We start from the raw sequence: 22,611 nt of genomic DNA, 5'->3' as shown, positions 1-22,611 counted from the left end.
CCCCTTAATGGGCCCAATCATTACCGCCGAAAAAGAAAAAAACGCCCCCGCCAATCATCAGATTGGCAGAGACGTTCTTCGTCATTTCGCTTGTGCAAGGGTATCTTAGATACCGTATTTCTTTTTGAATCTATCCACACGTCCACCAGCATCCAGGAATTTCTGCTTCCCGGTGAAGAATGGATGGCAGTTGGAGCAAATTTCAACGCGCAGGTCTTGTTTCACGGAACCCGTCTCAAACGTGTTACCGCAAGCGCAAGTTACAGTAGTCACGTAATATTTCGGTTGAATTGCTTCTTTCATCTTCTTTCACCTCTTTCCGCCCTGAGCCTCAGTCGTGCCCAGAGTTATAATGACACATAATCGCATTATAGCACGGGCCCCTCGTTCACGCAATTGCCTGTTTTATCCGCCCACTTTGACACGGGCCAATTCCGCCGGCGGCACATGCGTATACGATCCGATGACCACGTCCGGCAGCTCCTCCTGAAAAATCTCAATCGCCTGCTTCATCCCAAGAATCTCCCCTTTGGCCGTCGGAATCAATTCCAGGTAGCTTTCGGGGTCGATGTTCAGGTTGCGCAGCTGAATCAGTTTCAGATTGGTGCGGCGGGCGAAATCAATCATCGCTTCGATTTCTTCCTCCCGGTCCGTAACTCCAGGGAAAATCAAATAGTTGATCGAGGTATAGACCCCTTGATCCGCTGCATACTTCAACGATTTCTCCACATTCGCGAGCGTATAGCCGCGCGGTTTATAGTAGGCGTTGTAGTGATCGTCCAACGCGCTGATCGTGCTGACCCGCATTAGATCCAAGCCGGCATCCACGATCCCGCGGATATGATCGGTAAGCCCCGCGTTGGTATTGATATTGATATACCCCATGTCCGTCTGGCGCCGCACCTCGCGAATCGCCTCAATGATCAGCTTAGCCTGCGTGGACGGTTCCCCTTCACAGCCCTGGCCGAAGCTGATAATCGACTCCGGAGTCTTCAGATGCTCTAGCATCACTTCCACCAGTTCTTCGACACGCGGGCGAAAGTTCATCCGCGTCTGCGGCGAAACAAATCCGCTGTCATCCGGTTGCTCGGAAATACAGCCGAAGCATCCCGCATTACAGGAATAGGAGACGGGGACGGCCCCTTCCCAGCGGTTCAAAAACGTATTGGAGGCGGTTAGGCATTCATAACCTAACGCGCAATTCGATAAATGTTCGTACAGCCGATTCTCCGGATAACGGGAGGTGTAGGCTTTCACTTGATTTTTGAGCTCAAGAGGATCACAATTCAGCGGATTCCACTTCTCGGGATCGTCCGACAGGCGCGCTGTCACGTAAAACTGACCGTCCTTCCAAACCACCGCAGAATACCCGAACAAAGGCAGTTTATAATTCTTGTCCGTCTTCACATACCCCGGCAAACAAAGGCGGGTATAGCCTTGCGGAAGCAGAGCGCCGACCGCCTGGACATTCCCGGGGAGCGGCTTCATTTCGCCGGTTTCCGGGTCCATCCCGATCGGCCGGGTGGACGGCAAGCCCACCAATGTCGCCCCTTCAGGAAGCGGAATCAGCTCATCCTCCATAATCTCCACGATCATGTCCGCACTGCGGGCTAAGCCGTACAGCGACGGATGATCATAGACCTGTCCTTGTTCATCTGCATACACTAAGTACATGTTGTTCTCCTCTTTGTATTCATCGTTGGAAGCCAAGCAAAACCCCCGAGAGATCTCTTTAAACCGTAGTATTTTGCGCGGTGCCAGCGCCCGTAGAAGCCGAACTCGACCGTGAGGAGGTAGAGCCCGACCGTACCGGACGACGCGCCCCGCCGTTGCCGCCACCCGAAGGGTTGTTCCCGGAAACATCAAAAGAAGCCAGGAATTCGGCGTTGGTCTTGCACTCGCGCAGCTTTTTGAGGAAGCCTTCCACAAAGTCGTAAGAGTCGGTCATATTCTTCCGGATCGACCAGATCGTATCCAGCTCTTCTTTGCTCAGGAGCACTTCCTCACGCCGCGTGCCAGAGCGGCGAATGTCGATAGCCGGGAAGATCCGGCGTTCCGCCAATTTCCGATCCAGGTGCAGCTCCATGTTCCCCGTACCCTTAAATTCCTCATAAATAATATCGTCCATCCGCGAACCGGTATCCACCAATGCCGTTGCCAAAATCGTCAAGCTGCCGCCCTCTTCCACATTCCGGGCCGAGCCGAAGAACCGCTTCGGACGATGGAACGCAGCCGGATCGATCCCCCCGCTGAGCGTACGTCCCGACGGCGGAACCACCAAGTTATAGGCACGGGCAAGACGCGTAATGCTATCAAGCAAAATCACAACGTCCTTCTTGTGCTCCACTAGCCGTAAAGCGCGCTGCAGCACAAGCTCCGCCACCTTGATATGGTTCTCCGGCAGCTCGTCAAACGTAGAAGCGATCACTTCGCCTTTGACCGAACGCTGCATATCGGTAACCTCTTCCGGACGTTCGTCGATCAACAATACGAATAACTCAATGTCGGGATTGTTGGTGGAGATGCTGTTGGCGATTTCCTTCAGCAGCAAAGTCTTCCCTGCTTTAGGCGGCGCCACGATCAAACCACGTTGGCCGAGTCCGACCGGGGCAAGCAAATCCATAATGCGGGTGGATAAATGATTTGGGGAAGTTTCGAGCACCAATTTGGTCTGCGGATAGAGTGGAGTCAGCGCTGGAAAATGCAGACGTTCCGCCGCAATGGCCGGGTTCTCGCCGTTGACGGCGTTGACTTGCAGGAGGCCGAAATACCTCTCATTTTCCTTCGGTGTACGGCACTTCCCGGAGACCAGATCCCCGGTGCGCAGATCAAATTTGCGGATTTGCGATGCGGAAATGTAAATATCCTCCGTGCTGGGCAGATAATTGATCGGTCTGAGGAAACCGTACCCTTCCGGCAAAATCTCGAGCACGCCTTCCATAAACATCAGACCGCTTTGTTCAGCCTGTGCCCTTAAAATAGCAAAAATCAATTCTTTCTTCTTTAATTGGCCGTAATAAGGGATCTGATATTGCTTCGCCAGCTTGTACAGCTCGGTAAGCTTCATCCCTTCCAGATCGGCGATTTGAAGATCCATATTAAAATAACCACCTATTCAATTTTATTGAAAACTATGAAGTATCGCGTAATGATAGACTTATTCGCCTATTATGCCCTATCCTTGGCAACTTATGCGCAAAAACGGAAAGTTATTCTTCCATCTCCCGCCAAACATCTGCACCCAATGCGCGTAAGTTCGGCACCAGATGGTCATACCCCCGGTCAATCAATTCTACGCCAAAGACCTCTGTAGTGCCCTCCGGCACCGTGAGTCCAGCTACGACTAGCGCTGCCCCGGCACGCAAATCAGCCGCTTTCACCTTCGCCGCATTCAGCGGTCCGCCTTCGATAATGGCAGAACGGCCTTCGACGCGGATTTTCGCGCCCATCCGAACCAGCTCCGGCACGTGCTTAAACCGATTGCTGTAGACAAAATCGCTCAGCACGCTGACCCCTTTTGCCTGCGTCAACAAACTGGTCATCGGCGACTGAATATCTGTCGGAAACCCAGGGTAGACTAATGCCTTGACATCAACATGATGGTATTCTGGTTGTCCGATCACCCGAATGCTTTCGTCCATCTCTTCCACATGAGCGCCCATTTCCAGCAGCTTGGCGGTCAACGCCTCTAAATGTTTAGGAATCACGCCGTCGATCAAGACATCGCCCCGGGTTGCCGCAGCAGCAATCATGTAAGTTCCAGCTTGAATCCGATCGGGAATGATAGAATGGCGGCAGCCTTTCAGTTCCGTAACGCCTTCAATTCGGATCGTCTCCGTACCGGCCCCTTTAATTACTGCTCCCATGGAGTTTAACAAAGTGGCCACATCTATAATTTCAGGCTCTTTCGCCGCATTTTCGATAATTGTAGCGCCTTTGGCTCTCGTGGCCGCCAGCATAATGTTAATTGTTGCTCCAACGCTGCTGACATCCAGGTATACCTTCGCCCCGCGCAGCTCCTTCGCATGCAAGTGAATCGCGCCGTGTTCATTCGTCACGGTCGCCCCTAAAGCTTCAAACCCTTTGATATGCTGATCAATTGGACGAGGTTCAAAGTTACATCCCCCCGGCAAGCCGATGGTCGCTTCTTTGAAACGTCCTAACAAGGCCCCCATCATATAATAGGAAGCCCGCAGCTTCTTTACCGGCCCGTTGGGCATCGGAATGGAACGAATATGGGTGGGATCGATACGCATTTGATTGCCTTCCCACAAGACGCGGGCACCCAGCTCCTCCAAAATCTCCGAGTATACCGCCACGTCACTTAAAATCGGCAAGTTATCCAGAACCACCTCGGATTCTGCCAAGATCGCAGCTGGAATCAACGCTATCGCGCTGTTTTTGGCGCCGCTGATCGAAACGCTTCCGCGCAGCGGACGTCCGCCACGAATCATTAATTTCTCCATAAGTCCAGGATCCCCCTACGTATTTGCGTCGGTACACAAGCCCATGATTTTTAGCGACAGAAATGGAAAGACACCGTCTAGGCGGTGTGCTCTCCAAGTCACCTTATTCAGCTGAACGGTCCAATCCCTTGTCCGTCCTAAAGCTTGCGCCGCAACCCACCTAAGACGGGAGTACGGCGCAAACGCTTGATGTTGATCCTTAAGCTTTGTTGTTGGAGCCGAATTCACGGATTTTTCCAACAACCGTGGCTTTGATCGCGTCACGGCCAGGAACGATGTATTTACGAGGATCGTATACATCCGGTTTCGCAGCCAATACTTCGCGAACGGCCTTCGTGAACGCAATTTGGTTCTCCGTATTTACGTTAATTTTGGAAGTACCGAGCGAGATCGCTTTAGCAATATCATGCGTCGGAATGCCTGTCCCACCGTGAAGAACGAGCGGAATTTTAACAGCATCGCGGATTTCTTCCATTTCTTTAAAGCCAAGGTTTGGTTCACCTTTGTAAGGACCATGAACGGAACCCAACGCAGGAGCCAGCGTATCGATGCCAGTTTCGTTAACGATACGGACGCACTCGTCCAGTTTAGCGTATTGAATACCGCCAACAACGTCATCTTCTTGACCGCCGACAGTACCTACTTCAGCTTCAACGGAAACGCCTTTGGCATGTGCGTATTCAACAACTTTCTTCGTCATGGCAATGTTCTCATCAATTGGATGATGGGAGCCGTCGATCATAACGGAAGTAAAGCCAGCGTCAATCGCTTCTTTACATTTATCAAAGCTCGAACCATGGTCGAGGTGAATCGCAACAGGTACAGTGATTTTCATGTCATGCAGCAAGCCTTCCACCATTTTAACAACGGTGTAGAAACCGCCCATGTGACGGGCAGCGCCTTCGGAAACACCCAGAATCACCGGGGATTTCTCTTCTTCTGCTGCAGCCAGAATGGCTTGTGTCCATTCCAGGTTATTGATGTTGTACTGGCCTACGGCATATTTGCCGGCAAGGGCCTTGTTCAACATGTCAGTCATCGATACTAATGGCATGGGTTTCAATCCTCCTAAGGATGTGGGATATTATCTTTTTAGCCGACATTCACACACTTTTTTATTATACCACAACCTTGCAAAAATACTATTCATGCTTTCCTTTCATTTGTGAACGCCTTGTGTTGTACTTACGAAAATACCTTCACCGCAAAACCCGCAACTGTAAATTTGATACTAATTATAGGAATAGTCAGAAAAATGAACGCAAAAGAGTATTTCCGTTATCGTTTTAAGAAATATTCCAACATTTTCTATGCTTAAAAACTGAAACGGTAATGACTCAAAATACTTATATTCCTCTATTTTCTCGGTATCTTTCTTCCATTCCCCCTGAGCGTCCTTAAGATAAATTTCTCTTTTTACAGGCAATCCTGTTAGCTCATCGATATAAACAATCTCTTTTTGATCGGTCTGTTCCGATGTTACCTGTTGCAAAGATCTCCCATCTTCCTTCAAAGTTTGTGTCATATTCCATTTTTTCAACTTCAGTTCTTCCTTTTGTTTTTCTAACAATGAAATTTTTAGAATCCGTTCATTTTCCGCAGCAATATTTTTGGGCAGTAACCATGTGGTTCCCACGAGTTTACCTGTTTCATGATCTCTCCCAATAGAAGTAACTCTTTTTCCACCTTCAGAAACAATAATTTTATTTTGAAGCTGTCCATTAAGATATGTTTCACTTACTTCCACCAATTTAATTTTATCACGAACATGAACCGTATAATCTTCTGCTGAAGTTGAAACTTTAATATATTCGACTTTTCCAGAAGTTGATTTGTCAGCCGCCTCAATTACTTGGCTCTGGGCGCTCACCGATCCATCTTTATTACTGAACAAAGCGGCTGCACCTAAGAATAATAACCCGAGTAATATGGTTGACCCCAATTTAATATATTTGTTCACTTTAGTCCCTCCCGTTAGCTTTACATCCATGACAGTTGTGTGCTTTCCGTACCTGAAAATAAAAAAGAACCCCCCAAGATCCGCGTGGAAAGCACACCGTAATCCTCAGGAGGTTTATTATTCAGAATATCTTTTGATTTAAAGTACATTTCCGCTTTTAAGCTGCAAGTTAACTGCTGCGCGCATTTCATCAATGTCAAAGGGTTTCGTAAAATGCATCAGAGCCCCAAGGTCCGTCGCTTCCTTGATCATGTCGAGCTCGCCGTAAGCGGTCATCATGATGACCTTGATCTCTGGATTGACCTCCTTGATATGCTTAAGGATTTCCAAACCGTCCATGCCCGGGATTTTCATGTCGAGAAGCACTAAATCCGGCGAGTCGCTGCGGACGATTTCCAATGCCATCTTACCGTTGGCTGCCTGAAACGTTTTATACCCTTCGCTGCTAAACACTTCCATCAATAAAATGCGGATACCGTTCTGATCGTCGACGATTAACACTTTCTTCTCTTCCACCGAAAAGCCCTCCCACAAGTCCACCATGTAATCCTGGTCATAAGTAAATACTTCGCTCCCGATTTGCAAAACCCTTCCCCACTGGAAAAAAGAGCCTTAAAAAATCAGTTAACCCAAAATTACAGGTGGCTTGAAATTGGGATTTGCGGTCAATTTGCTTAGGACAAGTGTGCGATCGAAGCTTTCACGAACTCGCGGAACAACGGCTGCGGACGGTTCGGACGGGAGGTAAATTCCGGATGGAACTGCACCGCCAGGAACCAAGGATGATCCGGAAGCTCGACGATTTCCACCAGGCGTCCGTCCGGTGATGTCCCGGAAATGCGCAGGCCAACGCGCTCCAACGTCTCACGGTACGCATTGTTGAACTCATACCGGTGGCGATGGCGCTCGTAGATCAATTCGTCGTTATAACATTGCATCGCAAGCGATCCTGGTGCCAGCTTACAAGGGTACAACCCAAGTCTCATCGTACCGCCCAGATCCTCGATATCCTTCTGCTCCGGCAGCAGGTCGATCACCGGATACTCGGTGGCAGGGTTGATCTCCGAGCTGTTCGCGCCTTGAAGTCCGGCAAGCGAACGAGCGTATTCGATCACTGCGACCTGCATCCCCAAGCAGATACCGAAGAACGGAATCCGTTTCTCACGGGCATATTTGATCGTCGTAATTTTGCCTTCGATGCCGCGATCGCCGAAACCGCCCGGGACAAGAATCCCGCCGACGCCTTGCAGCAGCTCATCCACGTTCTCGTCCGTTACTTCTTCTGCATTTACCCAGCGAATCTTCACATCCGCATTCGCATCAAAACCAGCGTGAGACAACGATTCTACCACACTGAGATAGGCGTCATGCAGCGCTACATATTTCCCGACGATGGCGATTTCCACCGTCTTCTCCAGCTTGTTGATCCGGTCAACGAGGCCTTCCCACTCACGCATATCCGGAGCCGGCGTCGTCAGCTTCAGATGGTTAACGACGATTTCGTCCAGCCCTTCATCGCGCAGGTTCAGCGGTACTTCGTACAGCGTGTTGGCATCCCGGCACTCCACTACCGCGCTTGGATCTACATCGCAGAACTGTGCGATTTTCGCTTTGATATCGTCCGACAGCTCATGCTCCGTACGGCAGACGATCACGTTCGGCTGAATCCCGATGCTGCGCAGCTCCTTGACGCTGTGTTGCGTTGGCTTGGTTTTAACTTCGCCAGCCGCTTTGATATATGGAATGAGCGTCACGTGAATATACATCACGTTCTCGCGTCCGATGTCGCTTTTGATTTGACGAATCGCTTCCAGGAACGGCAAGCTCTCGATGTCACCGACGGTTCCCCCGATCTCGGTGATTACAACGTCAGATCCCGCTTCCCGCCCGGCGCGGAAGACACGCTCTTTAATTTCGTTCGTAATGTGCGGGATGACCTGAACCGTACCGCCCAGATACTCGCCCCGGCGTTCTTTGCCGATAACGGAGGAATAGATTTTCCCTGTCGTCACATTGCTGTTCTTAGAAAGATTGATATCGATAAAACGTTCATAATGGCCCAGATCCAAGTCGGTCTCGGCGCCATCGTCCGTGACGAACACTTCCCCGTGCTGATACGGGCTCATCGTGCCCGGATCGACGTTAATATAAGGATCGAATTTCTGGATCGTTACCTTTAATCCCCTGTTCTTCAACAGCCTTCCCAGCGAAGCCGCCGTAATGCCCTTCCCCAGTGAGGATACGACCCCGCCTGTCACGAAAATGTATTTTGCCACAGCCAAAAACCTCCTAAAGTAGTACGTGTTCACAAACCAATCGGATCCCAGAAATTCAGGTAACTTAGATCATTAGCGTAACCTATTATCCGGTAAAACATAGCCAAAAAGGCATAAAAAAATAAAAAGTGACACCCGAATTGGTCGGGGCACTTTTTAATAAATTCACATTTTATATAGGTTTGAATCATAAGCCCATGCAATAGTTTACCCGTTACCCTAGTCCGTGTCAAGTCAAGGCGGAGCGCATCTATGAACAAAATAAGGCATGAAAAAGGACGGCCTTTGCCGTCCTTTATAAGGAAATCGCGAGGCCCCTGCCCCGAGGCCGATTAATCCTCGTCGCTGTCGTCGAAATCCGCATCGGTGTCCAGATCTTCGTCCTCTTCGACAAGGTCGTCCTCGTCTTCAAGTTCTTCGTCAGGAAGCAACTCATCGTCATCAACATCTTCCACGTCGTCATCGTCATCATCCGGGAACAACTCGTCTTCGGAATCCCCGTCGAGCACATCGTAATCCTCTTCGTCTTCGGATACGTATGTATCGTCCTCTTCCACAAAATCGTCGTCTTCCAGATCGTCGTCATCATCGTTAATGATGCGCGGACGCTTGGAGTTGCCAACCGGATCCTCCGACCGCTCGATCGGATACCAGCGTTTCAGGCCCCACAGGTTGGTGCCAACGCAGGCAAACCGACCATCAATGTTGATCTCCGTATAAAGCTGCGCAATCGCCTCGTTAATTTGCTCCTCGGTCATGCCGCGAAGCTTGGCGACCTCATTCATCAAGTCACGGTAGTAATACGGCGTATTTGCCGCCTTCAAGATCATAAAGGCCAAGTCGACCATAGGAATTTCCTGGATTTTCTCCGGGTCGATTTTCAAATTCAGCGGGGTACTCACGTTACGGACACTTCCTCTCACGCAAAAGTTCACTATAAAGCAATGATGAAACCTTATCGTTAGAGCCGGTTTCTTTCACTAACATATCCATATCACACAATAGTAAAACCTATTTGGCACCAAATTGCAAGTTTTAAAAACACACCAAAGCCCCGCCGGAAAAAGGGAAGGAGCGGAGAACCCCTAGTCCCCCGCTCCTTGACTGTATCCTTCCCCAAAAGAAGGCCTTGCCCTCTCTTGGGTTGGCGAAAGCCGCAAGGCCTTCCCTTCATCCTATGTCCAGATTTGCACTTTGACACGCCGGATTCGCGCGAAAAGCAGCAATCCGGGCCCATTTCCATCAAAACAGGGCCGCTTCCCCATTCAATGAAAAAAGGAACGTCATACTATACTGCAACACGATGCGTAGGAGGGGCTACTCATACATGGACTACTCCGGATTCCTCAGGTTTTTGAACGATCATGTCGACGCCTCCGGAAAAAGCGGTCGCATCATTATCCGCTTTGCGCACCCGGCCGAATTCGCCGAATGCGTCCGCCAATTGCTTAAGCACAAGCGCCAGCATCCCGCGTTGCGGCACATCCGCACATCCTCGCTGCTGCAGGCGCTGATCTGTCCCCTCGGTTTACGCGGGGAAGTGGCCCGCTCCCGCTTCGGCCTGTGGGTCGAAGAAGACAGCCTCGTCAGCGTCCATAGCCCAGCCCCGGCCAACAAGGGGCAAACTCCTTCAATCCCTTGGGGGGTACGGCGAATCGGCGCCCCGGAAACCTGGTCCGTGTCCACAGGCTACAGGGTCCGTATCGGCGTGATTGATACGGGAGCCGATTTCAACCATCCGGATCTTCGCCATTCTTTGGCCCGGGGGATTAATCTCTTGAATCGGATCAGCTTACCATACGACGATAACGGACACGGCACGCATATCGCCGGAACCATCGCGGCCTCCGGCGGATCTCAAGGGATGATGGGCGTGGCCCCGCGTTCTTTGATTTTTCCGGTGAAGGCGTTTGATCATAATGGCTCCGCCTTCGTTTCTGACATCATTTTGGGCATCGACTGGTGCGTACGCAACCGGATGCACATCGTAAATATGAGCTTTGGCATGAAGAGCAACAGTGCCTCACTGCAAAATATTATCCGCAAAGCCTATAACGCAGGCATCGTCGTTGTCGCGTCCTCGGGGAACGACAAAAAGGGCCGCGGCTGCGATTACCCGGCCCGCTACCCGCAAACGATCTCTGTAGGCGCGACCGGCAAGGATGGCAAAATCGCCTCCTTCAGCAACTACGGTCCCAATATCGATATTTACGCCCCCGGCGAAAAAATCAGCTCAGCCTGGCTGGGCGGCGGTTACCGCGAAATGAGCGGCACCTCCATGGCAACTTCCCATGTGAGCGGTGCCGTGGCCTTGCTGCTGGCCATGAAGCCGGACATGAAGCCAAGCGAGGTCAAGCGCCGGCTGCGCCGTACCGCTAAGCCGCCAGCCAGCACAGCGGCCAGAGCCAAAGGCGGAGGCGCTGGCGAGCTGAGCGCGGTGCGCCTGCTGCGCACCAAATTGGGGCGTAGCAGAAGCTAAAGCCCGCCGCCTGCTGCTTCCCTTTGCGGACTGATCTAATCGCAATGTGCCTGCTCCGTGCTGTGCTGGGATACAGCAGTTCAACACGAAGCAGGCACACTGAATCTTTTTATAAGCGGTATAGGTCTCTTTGGAGCACCTTTTGCACGATTATCCCTTTTGGTCAGTCGTCTACGGTTGATATCCGCATCAAGCCTTCATCTGATCCATCGGAATCATGGAGGATTCAAAGAGCATTAGCGTCTGATTAAGCGGGATAATCATGCAAAGAGCCTCCCAACTAGATATAACTCGCGTAACAGCTTCCGCGAATTACATCTTTTCTGGCGCGGACACGCCGATCAAACGAAGCACGTTGGCAAGTACCGTGCGCACCCCGCCGAGCAGCACCAGCCGTGCCGCCGCTTGTTCTGCGTCTTCTGTAATTACGCGCTCCGCCCGGTAATAGCTGTGGAACAGCGCCGCCAGTTCATAGACATAGCGGACCAGTCGGTGCGGCGCATAGTTCTCAGCGGCCACGTTAATTTCTTCCGGCAGCTCGCCGAGCTTCCGCAGCAGATCGTATTCATGCTCAGCCGTCAGCTTGCTGAGATTTACATTCTCTGCCGCCGGAATCTGGATGCCTTGCTCCTCCGCCTGGCGGAAGATGCTGCAAATCCGGGCATGTGCATATTGCACGTAGTAAACCGGGTTTTCGTTCGAGGTGGAAATCGCCAGGTCCATATCGAAATCCAGATGCGAATCCATGCTGCGCATCGTGAAGAAGTAACGAATCGGGTCTACCCCAACCTCATCCATCAAATCCACCATAGTGACCGCTTTACCGGTCCGTTTGGACATTTTCACCTTCTCGCCGTCTTGGAACAGGCTGACCATTTGTGCAATCAATACGGTCAGCTTCTCCGGATCTTTACCGATCGCCTGCATTGCTGCCTTCACCCGAGGAATATAGCCGTGGTGGTCAGCTCCCCAGATATTGATGATCCGGTCAAAGCCGCGGTCATATTTATTGCGGTGGTAAGCGATGTCCGGCGTCAAATAAGTATAGGTCCCGTCATTTTTCACCAATACGCGGTCCTTGTCATCTCCGTAAGCCGTCGTCTTCAACCAGGTTGCTCCGTCTTGCTCATACGTCTGCCCCTTTTCGCGCAGCTCGGACAGCGATGCTTCTACTTGGCCATCCTGATACAGGGACGTTTCGCTAAACCAAACGTCGAAGCGAACCCGGAAGCGTTCCAGGTCGCGCTGAATTTTGGACAGCTCCTTCTCCAGTCCGAATTTGCGCAGGAACGCCGTCCGTTCTTCTTCCGGCATCCCCAGCAGCTTGTCCCCCTGTTCGGCGACGAGCTCTTTGGCGAACCCTTTGATGTCTTCGCCATGGTATCCGTCTTCCGGCATCTCTACGTCTTGTCCAAGCTCCTGGCGGTAGCGGGCCTCAATGGATTTGATCAGATTGACGATCTGGTTCCCAGCGTCATTGATATAGTATTCGCGCGTTACGTCATAACCGGCGAAATCCAGCACGTTGCACAACGCATCGCCTACCGCCGCGCCGCGGGCATGTCCGAGGTGCAAACTGCCAGTCGGGTTGGCGCTGACGAATTCGACCTGCACTTTTTTTCCATTCCCTAATGTCGTGCGGCCGTAGTTCTCACCCTCGCGGTATACCTGCAGCAGAATCGGATACAAATAACTCTTGCTTAACGTAAAATTGATAAACCCGGGACCAGCAACCTCCGCCTTCTCAATCCCAGCCTTCCCATAGTCCAGCTGCCCGAGAATCTCTTCCGCGATTTGGCGCGGATTCTTCTTCGCGATCCGCGACAGCTGCATCGCCGCATTGGTCGCGAAATCACCGTGCGCCTTATCCTTCGGCACTTCTAAGACGATCGCCGGAATTTCCTCCCGCTGCGCCAGACCAGCGGATACGATCGCATCCAGGATCGCTTCCTTCAGTGCCTGGTTCATTTGTTCCAACGGATTGTGTGGCATTTAAACGTCCTCCTGTATATATAGACTGAGTTCAAAACGTCCTGATAGTTCCTCAAACACGTATAAATCGTATTCCCAGATCACCTGACCAACCGCCCCGTCCCATCGGGATTCCAGCTTTACGGTGTCGGTAGACAGGTTAAACCGGGTAAAGGGCGAGCGGTAAAACCCTGGTATCCGGCTGCCGCTGCGGAAGGTTTGCTCGGCCTCTACGCCTCCGTGGCGTATGATTTTCAGCTCGTTGCCAGATAGTTTAATCATCGTGCGCGTCTTGGCACCATCCGGCCCCGGATCTGGTTCTTCATAGCGGATGTATAAGGTGTCGCTCCGGCGGATAATATCTCCCCGCAGGTGCTGCACCGTTTCTTCCGTTCCCTGTCGGCTCGTCAGCACAAGGCTTACCGGCTTGGTCTCCGGCATAGGTCAAAACTCCTTCCGACATCGATCCTTACTGTACTACTATAGCCAGTTCGCCCCGGCAATTCAATACATATGCGGTACAACGCCCCCTTTAGGCAAAAAAAGGAGCCGTTGCTGCAGCGGCTCCTTCTCTCCCGTCAAGGCCTGATGTGGCCTACAAAGGTTGACTTAATGCGAGGTATTTAACTTTGCCATCCATAAAATATACATGAAACCGGAAATAATCCCCGACTTTATAGCTCCAGCGGCTCTCCAGCTTCAGCGCCTTCGTCCCTAGCTTCTTCGTAACGTCATCCGTGCTGATCCCCGTCTTCACGCCGGCCGCGCACTGGTGATCCGGCCGGGTAAAAACGATCATCCGATTCAACTCCAACACCCCGTCCTTAAATAAACGGGCTTCTTTCACCTGGCCAGTGCCGTCGTCATAGAAAGGCTTGGCCCAAACGATCTCCTCAGGCGGAGACTCGGCCAATCGCTGCTCCCAGCCGTCGAAGTCGAGCCCATCGACCTGCGCGGCCTCCCCGTCCAGCGGAGCGGCAGGAGCCGCATCCGGATCAACCGAGGTTTCCTTCTCTTGCTCAACCCTTGCTTGCTCCAGCAGTGCGTCCAACGAAGCCAACTCCTCCCGCTCGCGGAACAGCCCTTGCATCAACAGCAGCACCCGGTCGTCAGCGTAGTAATATTTCCCTTGATACTCAAAAGCATTGCTGGTTAAATCATAGGTCAGCTCATAGTGCGTGTCCGCCAGCTTAAACTGCAGAACAATCGGCTTCCGGGAAGCCGCCGGCATCGGACCCGCAAGCGCACTCTTCATATCTGTATAACGCAGCGATTCCAACAAGACGAATTGCCGTTCCGCAGGAATACGGGCGTTCTTGCCGTTTCCCCCGGCAGTAATCGCGAGGACCTCCTCTTCCTTAAAGGGAAGATGGTCCAACAAATACGGCGAATCAGCGGCAATGTCGTTGTTCGCAACGTCTGAAGCTTCTCCTGTAACCGCCGTCGGAGCTTGCACCGGCGTTTCCGTTGAACCGCCGGAAGGTGCATCAGGGCGACCGTAAAAGAGCCAGCCCGCCACCATAACCACAATAATCATCGTCAGGCCCGCAAGCATGCTTCGGGCCGGGTTATTCCTTCTGATAAGAATCCCGCCTTGTCCCATGTGAAAGTAGTGATATAAATCATACTATCACACTTTAAACAGGCCATTTATAGTCCGAACGACGTATTTTACTTTACAAGGTCTTCAATGAATTTAGGAAGCACAAATGCGGCCTTGTGGAGGCGCGGCGTATAATATTTGGTGTCCAGCTCGGGGATCTTCGTCTCGTCCACCTGCAATGGATCATAAACCTTGCTGCCCATCGTGAACGTCCACAGCCCGCTTGGGTATGTCGGAATGTTGGCGCCGTATACGCGAACGATCGGGAATATCTCTTTGACGTCTTTGTTCACCTTTTGGATCAAATCCGCTTTGAACCAAGGGTTATCGGTCTGGGCTACGAAGATGCCATCGTCTTTTAACGCTTCATAGATGCCTTGATAAAATCCACGCTCGAACAAAGGCGCCGCCGGCCCCACCGGTTCGGTAGAATCGACCATGATGACGTCGTATTGATTTTTGCTTTCAATAATATGCATGTAGCCGTCAGCGACCTGTACGTCCACCCGCGGATTGTCCAGCCCCCCGGCAATTTCCGGCAAATATTTCTTGGAATATTCAATGACCTTGCCGTCAATCTCGACCAACACGGCCTGCTCCACTTCAGGATGCTTGATCACCTCGCGAATGACCCCGCCGTCCCCGCCGCCAACGACGAGCACCCGCTTCGGATTCGGATGGGTGAACAACGCCGGATGCGCCATCATTTCGTGATATACGAATTCATCCTTGATGGTTGTCATAACCATGCCGTCCAAGACGAGCATCCGGCCAAATTCCTCCGTATCTAACATCGCCAAGTCCTGATACTCCGTTTTTTCCGTAACCAGCGTTTCGCGTATTTTTGCCGTGATCCCAAAAACCGGGGTTTGCTTCTCCGTAAACCATAATTCCATGCTATCAACCTTCTTTCCTATGATCATGATTCGCGCATGTCAGCTCAAACATCATTTCCTATATTGTACCAAACGAAAAAATAATAACACATCTCCCGAAATAACAGCGCAGGCACGGCTTCTGGCGTGAATGATCTCTCCCAAACTTTCCCATACTAAACTTTAGACGTTCGCAGCACGGATTTGCTATAGGATCGGAAAGGAGAGTCCCCTCGTGCAGAAACTCGTTCGCAGTGATCGACATCATCATAAACGTAAACCTCGCTGTCCGTGGCTTCTGCTGTTCAAGCTGATGGTCGGCACGGGTTTACTTGGCCTATGCGCTGTCGGCATCCTGCTCCTCTACTTGTCCCAAGCCGAGCTGCCCCTCGCCGGATCGGACCGGAACTCGCAGCTAATCAACAGCCGGGGAGAGACGATCGCGGTGTTTTCCGATGGCGGGAAGAACCGGGAAAGCGTGGATCTGCAAGACATCTCACCTTGGCTGATCAAAGCGACGCTAGCGACCGAAGACCGGCAGTTTTACAACCATTTTGGCTTTGATTTGAAAGGGATGGCCCGGGCAGCCCTGGTGAATCTCAAGGAAATGGGCACTGTCCAAGGAGCGAGCACCTTAACCCAGCAACTGGCGCGGAATTTGTATCTATCGCATGAACGGACCTGGTCACGGAAAATCAAGGAAGCGATGTACACCGCTCAGTTGGAGATGAAATACTCCAAAGACGACATTTTGCGCATGTACCTCAACGAAATTTATTACGGACACGGCGCGTATGGAATTGAAGCCGCGGCCCAGATGTATTTCGGAAAACCAGCTAAGGATCTGAGCCTGGCCGAAAGCGCGATGTTAGCCGGGGTCCCGAAAGGCCCCACCTATTATTCGCCGTTTAATCATATGAAGAACGCCAAGGATCGCCAGCGTACCGTGCTGTCGGCGATGGTCGCCACGGGTGGGATCACACAGCAGGAAGCCGATGAGGCTTATGAAGCCATCCTGAACTTCCAATCGCCGAAGCAGCCAAGTCCCACCGATAAAGCTCCTTATTTCCGCGATTATATTCGCAATGTGGTGGTCGGCGAGCTTGGCTTCGACGAGACGCTGCTTGAGCATGGCGGGCTGAACATCTACACGACGCTGGATCCGGATGCCCAGCAGGCAGCGGAAGCGGCGGTGGCTTCGGAGCTGGCAAACTCGCCGGATCTGGAGGCCGCTCTCATCTCCATCGATCCACGCAACGGCTACATCAAAGCGATGGTTGGCGGCGTCAATTACAAGAAAAGTCAATACAACCATGTCTTCGCCACAACGCGGCAGCCCGGCTCCAGCTTTAAGCCCATTATGTATCTCACAGCACTCTCTTCGAGAAAAATGACCAGTGCCAGTAAATTTAGCAGTCAACCGACACTGTTCCATTATGACGACAACCGCAAAACGTACAGTCCGAAAAATTTCGGCGACAAATATCTGGGCGAAATCGATATGCGGCAAGCGATTGCAGCTTCAGACAATATCTATGCGGTCAATACGATTTTGACGGTGGGGGCCGAGCAGGTCATCGAAATGGGGCGGAAAATGGGCATCACCAGCCCGCTGCAAGCCGTTCCTTCTCTTGCACTGGGCACGTCGCCGGTCAGCCCGTTCGAAATGGCCACGGCGTTTGCGGTGATCAGCAACCAGGGCCGCAGCGTCAAACCGGTGGCGGTGCTGAAGATTACCGATGCCAGCGGGCGCGTGTTATACGAGGCCAAACCGGCCAAAAGCGAGCAGGTCGTGGAGGCTTCCGCCGCCTACGTGCTGACGCATTTGATGGAGAGCGTGTTTGAAACCGGAGGTACGGGCAACCGCGTCTCCAACGAAATCAAACGGCCGGTCGCCGGCAAAACCGGGACGACCAGCACGGACGCCTGGCTCGTCGGCTTTACGCCGGAGCTGTCGACGGCCGTTTGGGTCGGCTATGACAAGGGCAAGACGCTTGGCACCACGGAGTCGCGCAAAGCCGCGCCGATCTTCGCCAAATACACGGAGAAAGCGTTGGAAAAAGTACCTCCGAAGATCTTCCCAATCCCTGACGGGGTGGTCAGCGTATACATCGATCCGGAAACGGGTCTGCTCGCCACGAAGGATTGCCCGGACAAGAAGCTGGAAGTGTTCATTGAGGGAACGGAGCCAACGGAGTACTGCACTGCACACGGGGAAGGCGAAGCCGAGCCGGTGCCGCCTCCAGCCGAGGAGCAGAAGAAAGAAAGTCACTCCTGGTGGGAAGATCTGAAGCGCTGGTGGATGGATTAGCGCGGCAGGAGTTGGACAACGCATGAAAAAGTTTTTACGATATAAGGAAGCAATCCATAGTTAAAAAATGTTCAAGGAGACTTCCTTATCGATGGACCCTATCTTGAAACTAATCAAACCGGGGGCGCCGTTGCCCCCGGCTTTTTATCGATTGACGGCCCTTGAGGCCGCCCCCCGTCTGCTCGGACAGACGCTTGTCCGCCGTACGGAAGAAGGCGACATTCGCTGCCGCATTGTGGAGACGGAAAGCTACGGCGGCATTCATGACAAAGGCAGTCATGCCTACGGAGGACGACGTACAGCGCGGACGGACATCATGTTTGGCCCCGGCGGAACGGCCTACGTCTATCTGATTTACGGCATGTATAACTGCCTGAACGTCGTAACTGGCACGGAGGGTGACCCGCAAGCCGTGCTGATCCGTGCCGTCGAGCCCTTGTCCCCGGCAGATGAAGCGGCGATGCGCCGCTATCGCGGTACGGCCGCCCGCAAGCCGGCGGACCTAACGGGCGGTCCCGGCAAGCTGTGCCGCGCGCTGGACATCAGCAAAGCGCTGAACGGCTTGCCGCTCGATCAGCCCGGCGGACCGCTTTGGCTCGAAGGCGGGTCGATGTCGGAGGGATCGGGAGCCGGTGAGGCGATCGTCCAGGCGCCACGCATCGGCATCGCGTATGCGGAGGAGTATGCGGCGAAGCCGTGGCGGTTTTATTTTCACGGCAACCCCTATGTGTCGGTCATCGACAAGCAGGCCGAGGTTTGGTCAGGAGACGCTATCGCTACCGACACCTAGGTCGTCCGTCCGATCCTTTTTGACCATTATCCCGTTGCATCAGGAAGAGACGAAGCTGTTTGGCTGCTTGTTTGCGATGCCCGGATGTTCGCTTCGATGAAGTCAGCGATCGCCTTAATATAGTCCGCCTCACTCACGATGCAGCCCTCCTCACTTTGGGATCGATTGATATAGGTCCGCACTCGTTCCTATTTTAAAGTCCGATCACTCCGCTCAATTACAAGGTCTCTTTAGAAGGTCTCCTCAGAAGGTTACCTTCTAAGCTCTCCTTCCCCGATCCCCTTCTGAACAAAAGGGATAATCCCGTAAAGAGGCGCGAAAAGAACCATATAGGGGCAGAAAAGCCCCTGAATTCGTTGCCGTAACATTCAAAAGAATCTTTGAATATTCTATAAGATCGCTTATACTTAAACTATATCATTCAAACGTTGATTTGAATAAAGGAGGTCGACGATCCATGGCCGATTCGGTAGAGACCGCAGATGTGTGCGAGCAGACCTGCACCGAAACCACCCGCATGAACGGGCTCCGGGATAGTCTGGAGGAGCGGGACGTGAACGGAATGGTCCAGATTTTTAAGGCATTATCCGATCCGAACCGGGTGAAGATCGCTTATTATTTGCAGCACCAGGAGCTATGCGTCTGCGATATCGCCGATTTACTCGACGTCTCCGTGGCGACGGCTTCCCATCACCTGCGCCAGCTGAAGGCACTCCATATCGCCAAATCGCGCAAAGAAGGCAAGAACGTCTACTATTCGTTAAGCGACCATCATATTCAGACGCTGGTGGCCATGACGCTGGAGCATCAGAAGGAGCGGATGAACGAATGAATCCGACTGTGGAAAAAAATCAAACGCCCGGTGAGAACCGTCGCATAGAGTATCGTGTTCAAGGGTTGTCCTGCGCGAATTGTGCCAGGGAGATGCAGGAGGAAATCCAGCGCCTGGATCACGGGAAGGATGCCTCTCTTCTATATAATAGCGGGCGCCTGCTCATCGATCCCGCTGTGGATTTGAAGCAGGTGGAGCGGATTTTGAAAAGGGACGGAGCAACCTTAGTCTTACCGGGTCCCAGCTCCGCTGACGGAACGGCGGCTGCGGCTGCCTCGGAAGCAGTCTCCCAGAAGGCCACAGAACCTGGAAACAACAGTGAACCGCAAGAACATGAAAGCCGCCTGGGACTATGGCTGCTGGTGATTTCCGCCGTGATCTACGGGGGGACGTTTGTGCTCGACATGCCAAATGCCGTACAGACTGCATGTTACCTGGCTGCCATTGTTCTCAGCGGGTACACCACGTTCCTGCGCGGTTTGCGTAACCTGCTCCGATTGAAATTCAACATGGATACGCTCATGACCGTAGCCTTAACCGGTGCGGTGATCATCGGGGAATGGAAAGAGGCGACGCTGGTCGCGATATTGTTTGGTCTGAACGAGCTGCTGGAGGGCTATGGCATGAGCCGCGCCCGCCGCTCGCTGTCAGCGCTGCTGGATGCCGCTCCAAAGGAAGCGATCGTGGTTCAGGATGGACGGGAATCGATCGTCCCGATCGCGCGGCTGAAAGCAAACGATATCGTTCTCGTCCGAGCCGGGGAAAAGATCCCTTCGGACGGTACGGTCCTGGAAGGGACGAGCGCCGTCAACGAAGCAGCCATTACCGGCGAATCGATTCCGGTCACGAAACAGCCCGGAATGCCGGTATTCGGCGGCAGCATCAATTCCGAAGGTCTGCTTCAAGTCCGGATCGATAAACCATACGAAGACTCATCCCTGGCCAAAATCATGCATCTTGTGCAGGAGGCGCAGGATAAGAAGACGCCAACCGAACTGTTTATTGATCGGTTCGCCAAGTGGTATACGCCGGCCATCATGATTCTGGCGGCGCTTGTGGTGCTGGCTCCGCCGCTGCTGTTCGGGCAGCCGTGGATGAAATGGATCTATGAAGGCTTAGCCATCCTGATCGTTGGCTGCCCATGCGCCCTTGTGCTATCCTCGCCGATCCCGTTGGTCAGCGGGATGACCCGATGTGCGCGGCTCGGCGTGCTCGTCAAGGGCGGCGTGCATCTGGAGCAGCTCGGGAAGTTGGACGCGATCGCGTTCGATAAGACCGGCACCCTGACGAAGGGGCAACCGGAGGTGCAGCGCGAGATCGCGTATGTGCCGCAGCGGTTTTACTCGGTAGCCGCCGCTCTGGAGCGCGGCTCCCTGCACCCGCTGGCCGCTGCGGTGGTGCGCTACGTTGCCGCCCGCGCCGGCGGCAACAGTGACGATCGCGGCGACGTGGCCTGCCGCTGCGAAACATCGAGCAGCGGGCAATGCAGCAACGCTCACGGAGCTCGCGCCGATGGCGCCCAGCGCGGCAACGGCTGGGCGCAGCCCGCCGGGCTCGTGACCTTGCCCGGCGTTGGCGTGAGCGCCGAGGTCGATGGCGTTCGCTGCTTCGTCGGCAGCGAAGCGCTGCTCGCGCAGCTCTCCCTCGGCGGCGAGGAGCGGGCGCACGTTACCGAAGACCTCGCTCGCCTGAAGGCGGAGGGCCTCACCGTGGTGCTCGCCGCGGAATCCACGCGCGTGTTGGGCCTGTTCGGCCTCGCTGATGAACTCCGTCCGGAAGCCCCGGACGTCGTCCGCGCCTTGCACCGCGCCGGAGTCGCCCGCACCGTCATGCTGACGGGCGACCACGCCGCGGCAGCCCAAGCGATCGCTGACCGCAGCGGTGTCAGCGAATGGCATGCCGGCCTGCTGCCGGAGCAGAAGGTCGCGCACATCCAGGCGCTGGCCGGCCGCGGGACGGTGGCGATGGTCGGCGACGGGATCAACGACGCTCCGGCCTTGGCCGCAGCCGACCTCGGGATCGCCATGGGCCAAGGCACGGACAGCGCCGTAGAGACCGCCGACATCGTGCTGATGCAGGATCATCTTGGCCATCTCCCCCGCGCCATCCGCATCGCCCGGCGGGCCGGCCGGATCGTCGCCTGGAATATCGGCCTCTCCCTTGCGCTTAAGCTGATGGCCCTGCTGCTGACGATCCCCGGCTGGCTCACGCTGTGGGTGGCCGTCATGTCCGATATGGGGGCGACCATCCTCGTGACGCTGTTTGGACTGACGATTTTACTGGGCAAGGACCCGCAAACAGCGGATTCGCCGAAGGTTCAGGTCATCCCCCATCGCTAGCATCCATTTGCAAATCAAAGCGCCCCTCCGGGATCCAACCGGATAGGGGCGCTTCTCTTTTGCCTCGTCTATTCAGTTTACGCGTCCAATGCCGCCTTCAGCTCTTCCGGCGAGCGGTCCCACCATTCCGCGTTGGTCTCGATCAGCAGCTGCTTCAACCCGGCCTTCTGCTCTTTGCTCAACCCGTCCAAAATCACTCTGCGTTTTAACGCATAATCCATTTTGTTGACATGGTCAGCAAGAATTTTCCAGCCGCGGCGCGCTTCAGTATCAATCAACATCTCGCAAGCCGTCATTCCACCGTAGAACTGGCCTTCCGGCCCGCGGTCTACCGCGACCCAAACGATCCAGACCTGGCGGCCATTCGGAACGTCCTCACGGTTGGTCGAAAATTTGATGCCTTTCTCCACCTTGCTTTTGGCGTGCATGGCTCCGATGTCAATGTACACCTCATCGCCGTCGATGATGACCGGGGACATGCTGTTCAAATCGATGGAACCCGCGCCAAAGCCTTTATGTTTGCTCTTCTCATCATTACTGATAATGTTGAGGGCAAAAATCTTTTTACCCGATTTCGGTGTCTGATCCATAATTCCCTCCATATTCCTGCGTGCCTGCCGCCTCCGTTCCCATTAAACAAAAGCGGCTTATATAGTTATCCTTACATTTCAATCCAAGTTCAAAAAATGGCTTTTTAACTACCTCTCAA

The 22,611-nt window shown here is 53.4% G+C and carries 19 protein-coding genes; 5 read left to right on the top strand and 14 right to left on the bottom strand.

Annotated features, from left to right (window positions below; translation table 11 throughout):
• Positions 1 to 105: 105 nt before the first annotated feature.
• From rpmE to rpoE, 9 genes are all read right to left on the bottom strand, one after another.
• A complete protein-coding gene (rpmE, locus tag U9M73_RS18510) occupies positions 106 to 303 on the bottom strand; it encodes a 50S ribosomal protein L31 (RefSeq protein ID WP_009226826.1) in 198 nt (65 codons plus the stop codon).
• 102 nt (positions 304 to 405) lie between these two features.
• Positions 406 to 1,674: a radical SAM family protein gene (locus tag U9M73_RS18505; RefSeq protein ID WP_036646527.1), complete on the bottom strand. Its 1,269-nt coding sequence runs from the start codon at positions 1,672 to 1,674 to the stop codon at positions 406 to 408.
• Positions 1,675 to 1,732: 58 nt separating this feature from the next.
• A complete protein-coding gene (gene rho, locus U9M73_RS18500; protein WP_009226824.1) occupies positions 1,733 to 3,097 on the bottom strand; it encodes a transcription termination factor Rho in 1,365 nt (454 codons plus the stop codon).
• A gap of 112 nt (positions 3,098 to 3,209) precedes the next feature.
• Entirely contained in the window at positions 3,210 to 4,466 is a 1,257-nt protein-coding gene (gene murA / locus U9M73_RS18495) for a UDP-N-acetylglucosamine 1-carboxyvinyltransferase (RefSeq protein ID WP_009226823.1), read from the bottom strand.
• 199 nt (positions 4,467 to 4,665) lie between these two features.
• The gene (gene fba, locus U9M73_RS18490) at positions 4,666 to 5,520 is read right to left on the bottom strand and encodes a class II fructose-1,6-bisphosphate aldolase (RefSeq protein WP_009226822.1); all 855 of its coding nucleotides are present in this window, start codon (positions 5,518 to 5,520) and stop codon (positions 4,666 to 4,668) included.
• 177 nt (positions 5,521 to 5,697) lie between these two features.
• Entirely contained in the window at positions 5,698 to 6,426 is a 729-nt protein-coding gene (locus tag U9M73_RS18485) for a hypothetical protein (protein WP_323078477.1), read from the bottom strand.
• 138 nt (positions 6,427 to 6,564) lie between these two features.
• Complete coding sequence (locus U9M73_RS18480; protein WP_028539100.1) at positions 6,565 to 6,942, bottom strand: response regulator; 378 nt, start codon at positions 6,940 to 6,942, stop codon at positions 6,565 to 6,567.
• Positions 6,943 to 7,100: 158 nt separating this feature from the next.
• Complete coding sequence (gene pyrG, locus U9M73_RS18475; protein ID WP_009226819.1) at positions 7,101 to 8,702, bottom strand: CTP synthase; 1,602 nt, start codon at positions 8,700 to 8,702, stop codon at positions 7,101 to 7,103.
• A gap of 332 nt (positions 8,703 to 9,034) precedes the next feature.
• A complete protein-coding gene (gene rpoE / locus U9M73_RS18470) occupies positions 9,035 to 9,604 on the bottom strand; it encodes a DNA-directed RNA polymerase subunit delta (protein ID WP_323078475.1) in 570 nt (189 codons plus the stop codon).
• A 425-nt stretch (positions 9,605 to 10,029) separates the two neighbouring features.
• Between rpoE and U9M73_RS18465 the strand changes: the two genes are divergently transcribed.
• Entirely contained in the window at positions 10,030 to 11,181 is a 1,152-nt protein-coding gene (locus U9M73_RS18465; protein ID WP_323078473.1) for a S8 family peptidase, read from the top strand.
• 312 nt (positions 11,182 to 11,493) lie between these two features.
• Here U9M73_RS18465 and argS read toward each other — a convergent pair whose 3' ends face one another.
• The 4 genes from argS to speE all read right to left on the bottom strand — a co-directional run bounded on the left by argS (position 11,494) and on the right by speE (position 15,651).
• Positions 11,494 to 13,173 (bottom strand): arginine--tRNA ligase, encoded by a 1,680-nt coding sequence (argS, locus tag U9M73_RS18460; RefSeq protein WP_323078472.1) that lies wholly within the window; start codon positions 13,171 to 13,173, stop codon positions 11,494 to 11,496.
• The gene (locus U9M73_RS18455; RefSeq protein ID WP_009226815.1) at positions 13,174 to 13,593 is read right to left on the bottom strand and encodes a YwiB family protein; all 420 of its coding nucleotides are present in this window, start codon (positions 13,591 to 13,593) and stop codon (positions 13,174 to 13,176) included. It abuts the gene before it with no gap.
• A gap of 154 nt (positions 13,594 to 13,747) precedes the next feature.
• A complete protein-coding gene (locus U9M73_RS18450) occupies positions 13,748 to 14,689 on the bottom strand; it encodes a hypothetical protein (protein ID WP_157273538.1) in 942 nt (313 codons plus the stop codon).
• A gap of 134 nt (positions 14,690 to 14,823) precedes the next feature.
• Positions 14,824 to 15,651, bottom strand: a complete 828-nt coding sequence (gene speE / locus U9M73_RS18445; protein WP_323078469.1) for a polyamine aminopropyltransferase — start codon at positions 15,649 to 15,651, stop codon at positions 14,824 to 14,826.
• A 214-nt stretch (positions 15,652 to 15,865) separates the two neighbouring features.
• Here speE and U9M73_RS18440 point away from each other — a divergent pair, with 214 nt between their 5' ends.
• The 4 genes from U9M73_RS18440 to U9M73_RS18425 all read left to right on the top strand — a co-directional run bounded on the left by U9M73_RS18440 (position 15,866) and on the right by U9M73_RS18425 (position 21,902).
• Positions 15,866 to 17,941, top strand: coding sequence for a transglycosylase domain-containing protein (locus tag U9M73_RS18440; RefSeq protein WP_407673955.1), 2,076 nt, complete (start codon positions 15,866 to 15,868; stop codon positions 17,939 to 17,941).
• Positions 17,942 to 18,032: 91 nt separating this feature from the next.
• Entirely contained in the window at positions 18,033 to 18,731 is a 699-nt protein-coding gene (locus U9M73_RS18435) for a DNA-3-methyladenine glycosylase (protein ID WP_323078467.1), read from the top strand.
• A gap of 457 nt (positions 18,732 to 19,188) precedes the next feature.
• Complete coding sequence (locus tag U9M73_RS18430) at positions 19,189 to 19,563, top strand: ArsR/SmtB family transcription factor (protein ID WP_009226810.1); 375 nt, start codon at positions 19,189 to 19,191, stop codon at positions 19,561 to 19,563.
• A complete protein-coding gene (locus U9M73_RS18425; protein ID WP_323078465.1) occupies positions 19,560 to 21,902 on the top strand; it encodes a heavy metal translocating P-type ATPase in 2,343 nt (780 codons plus the stop codon). Before U9M73_RS18430 ends, U9M73_RS18425 begins: the two co-directional genes overlap by 4 nt.
• A 77-nt stretch (positions 21,903 to 21,979) precedes the next feature.
• Here the strand turns inward: U9M73_RS18425 and U9M73_RS18420 are convergent, their stop codons facing one another.
• Positions 21,980 to 22,492, bottom strand: coding sequence for a YwhD family protein (locus U9M73_RS18420; RefSeq protein WP_009226807.1), 513 nt, complete (start codon positions 22,490 to 22,492; stop codon positions 21,980 to 21,982).
• Between the last annotated feature and the right edge of the window lie 119 nt (positions 22,493 to 22,611).

Origin of the sequence: Paenibacillus phoenicis (assembly GCF_034718895.1) — a bacterium.
GTDB lineage: Bacteria > Bacillota > Bacilli > Paenibacillales > Paenibacillaceae > Fontibacillus > Fontibacillus phoenicis.
Note: the sequence above shows the minus strand (reverse complement) of the source record. Positions and strands in the feature narration are given on the sequence as shown.

Excerpts from the sequence above, each read along its gene's own strand:
- rpmE (WP_009226826.1), bottom strand. The coding sequence starts at position 303 with ATGAAAGAAGCAATTCAACCGAAATATTACGTGACTACTGTAACTTGC.
- U9M73_RS18505 (WP_036646527.1), bottom strand. The coding sequence starts at position 1,674 with ATGTACTTAGTGTATGCAGATGAACAAGGACAGGTCTATGATCATCCG.
- rho (WP_009226824.1), bottom strand. The coding sequence starts at position 3,097 with ATGGATCTTCAAATCGCCGATCTGGAAGGGATGAAGCTTACCGAGCTG.
- murA (WP_009226823.1), bottom strand. The coding sequence starts at position 4,466 with ATGGAGAAATTAATGATTCGTGGCGGACGTCCGCTGCGCGGAAGCGTT.
- fba (WP_009226822.1), bottom strand. The coding sequence starts at position 5,520 with ATGCCATTAGTATCGATGACTGACATGTTGAACAAGGCCCTTGCCGGC.
- U9M73_RS18465 (WP_323078473.1), top strand. The coding sequence starts at position 10,030 with ATGGACTACTCCGGATTCCTCAGGTTTTTGAACGATCATGTCGACGCC.
- argS (WP_323078472.1), bottom strand. The coding sequence starts at position 13,173 with ATGCCACACAATCCGTTGGAACAAATGAACCAGGCACTGAAGGAAGCG.
- U9M73_RS18455 (WP_009226815.1), bottom strand. The coding sequence starts at position 13,593 with ATGCCGGAGACCAAGCCGGTAAGCCTTGTGCTGACGAGCCGACAGGGA.
- U9M73_RS18450 (WP_157273538.1), bottom strand. The coding sequence starts at position 14,689 with ATGATTATTGTGGTTATGGTGGCGGGCTGGCTCTTTTACGGTCGCCCT.
- speE (WP_323078469.1), bottom strand. The coding sequence starts at position 15,651 with ATGGAATTATGGTTTACGGAGAAGCAAACCCCGGTTTTTGGGATCACG.
- U9M73_RS18435 (WP_323078467.1), top strand. The coding sequence starts at position 18,033 with ATGGACCCTATCTTGAAACTAATCAAACCGGGGGCGCCGTTGCCCCCG.
- U9M73_RS18430 (WP_009226810.1), top strand. The coding sequence starts at position 19,189 with ATGGCCGATTCGGTAGAGACCGCAGATGTGTGCGAGCAGACCTGCACC.
- U9M73_RS18425 (WP_323078465.1), top strand. The coding sequence starts at position 19,560 with ATGAATCCGACTGTGGAAAAAAATCAAACGCCCGGTGAGAACCGTCGC.
- U9M73_RS18420 (WP_009226807.1), bottom strand. The coding sequence starts at position 22,492 with ATGGATCAGACACCGAAATCGGGTAAAAAGATTTTTGCCCTCAACATT.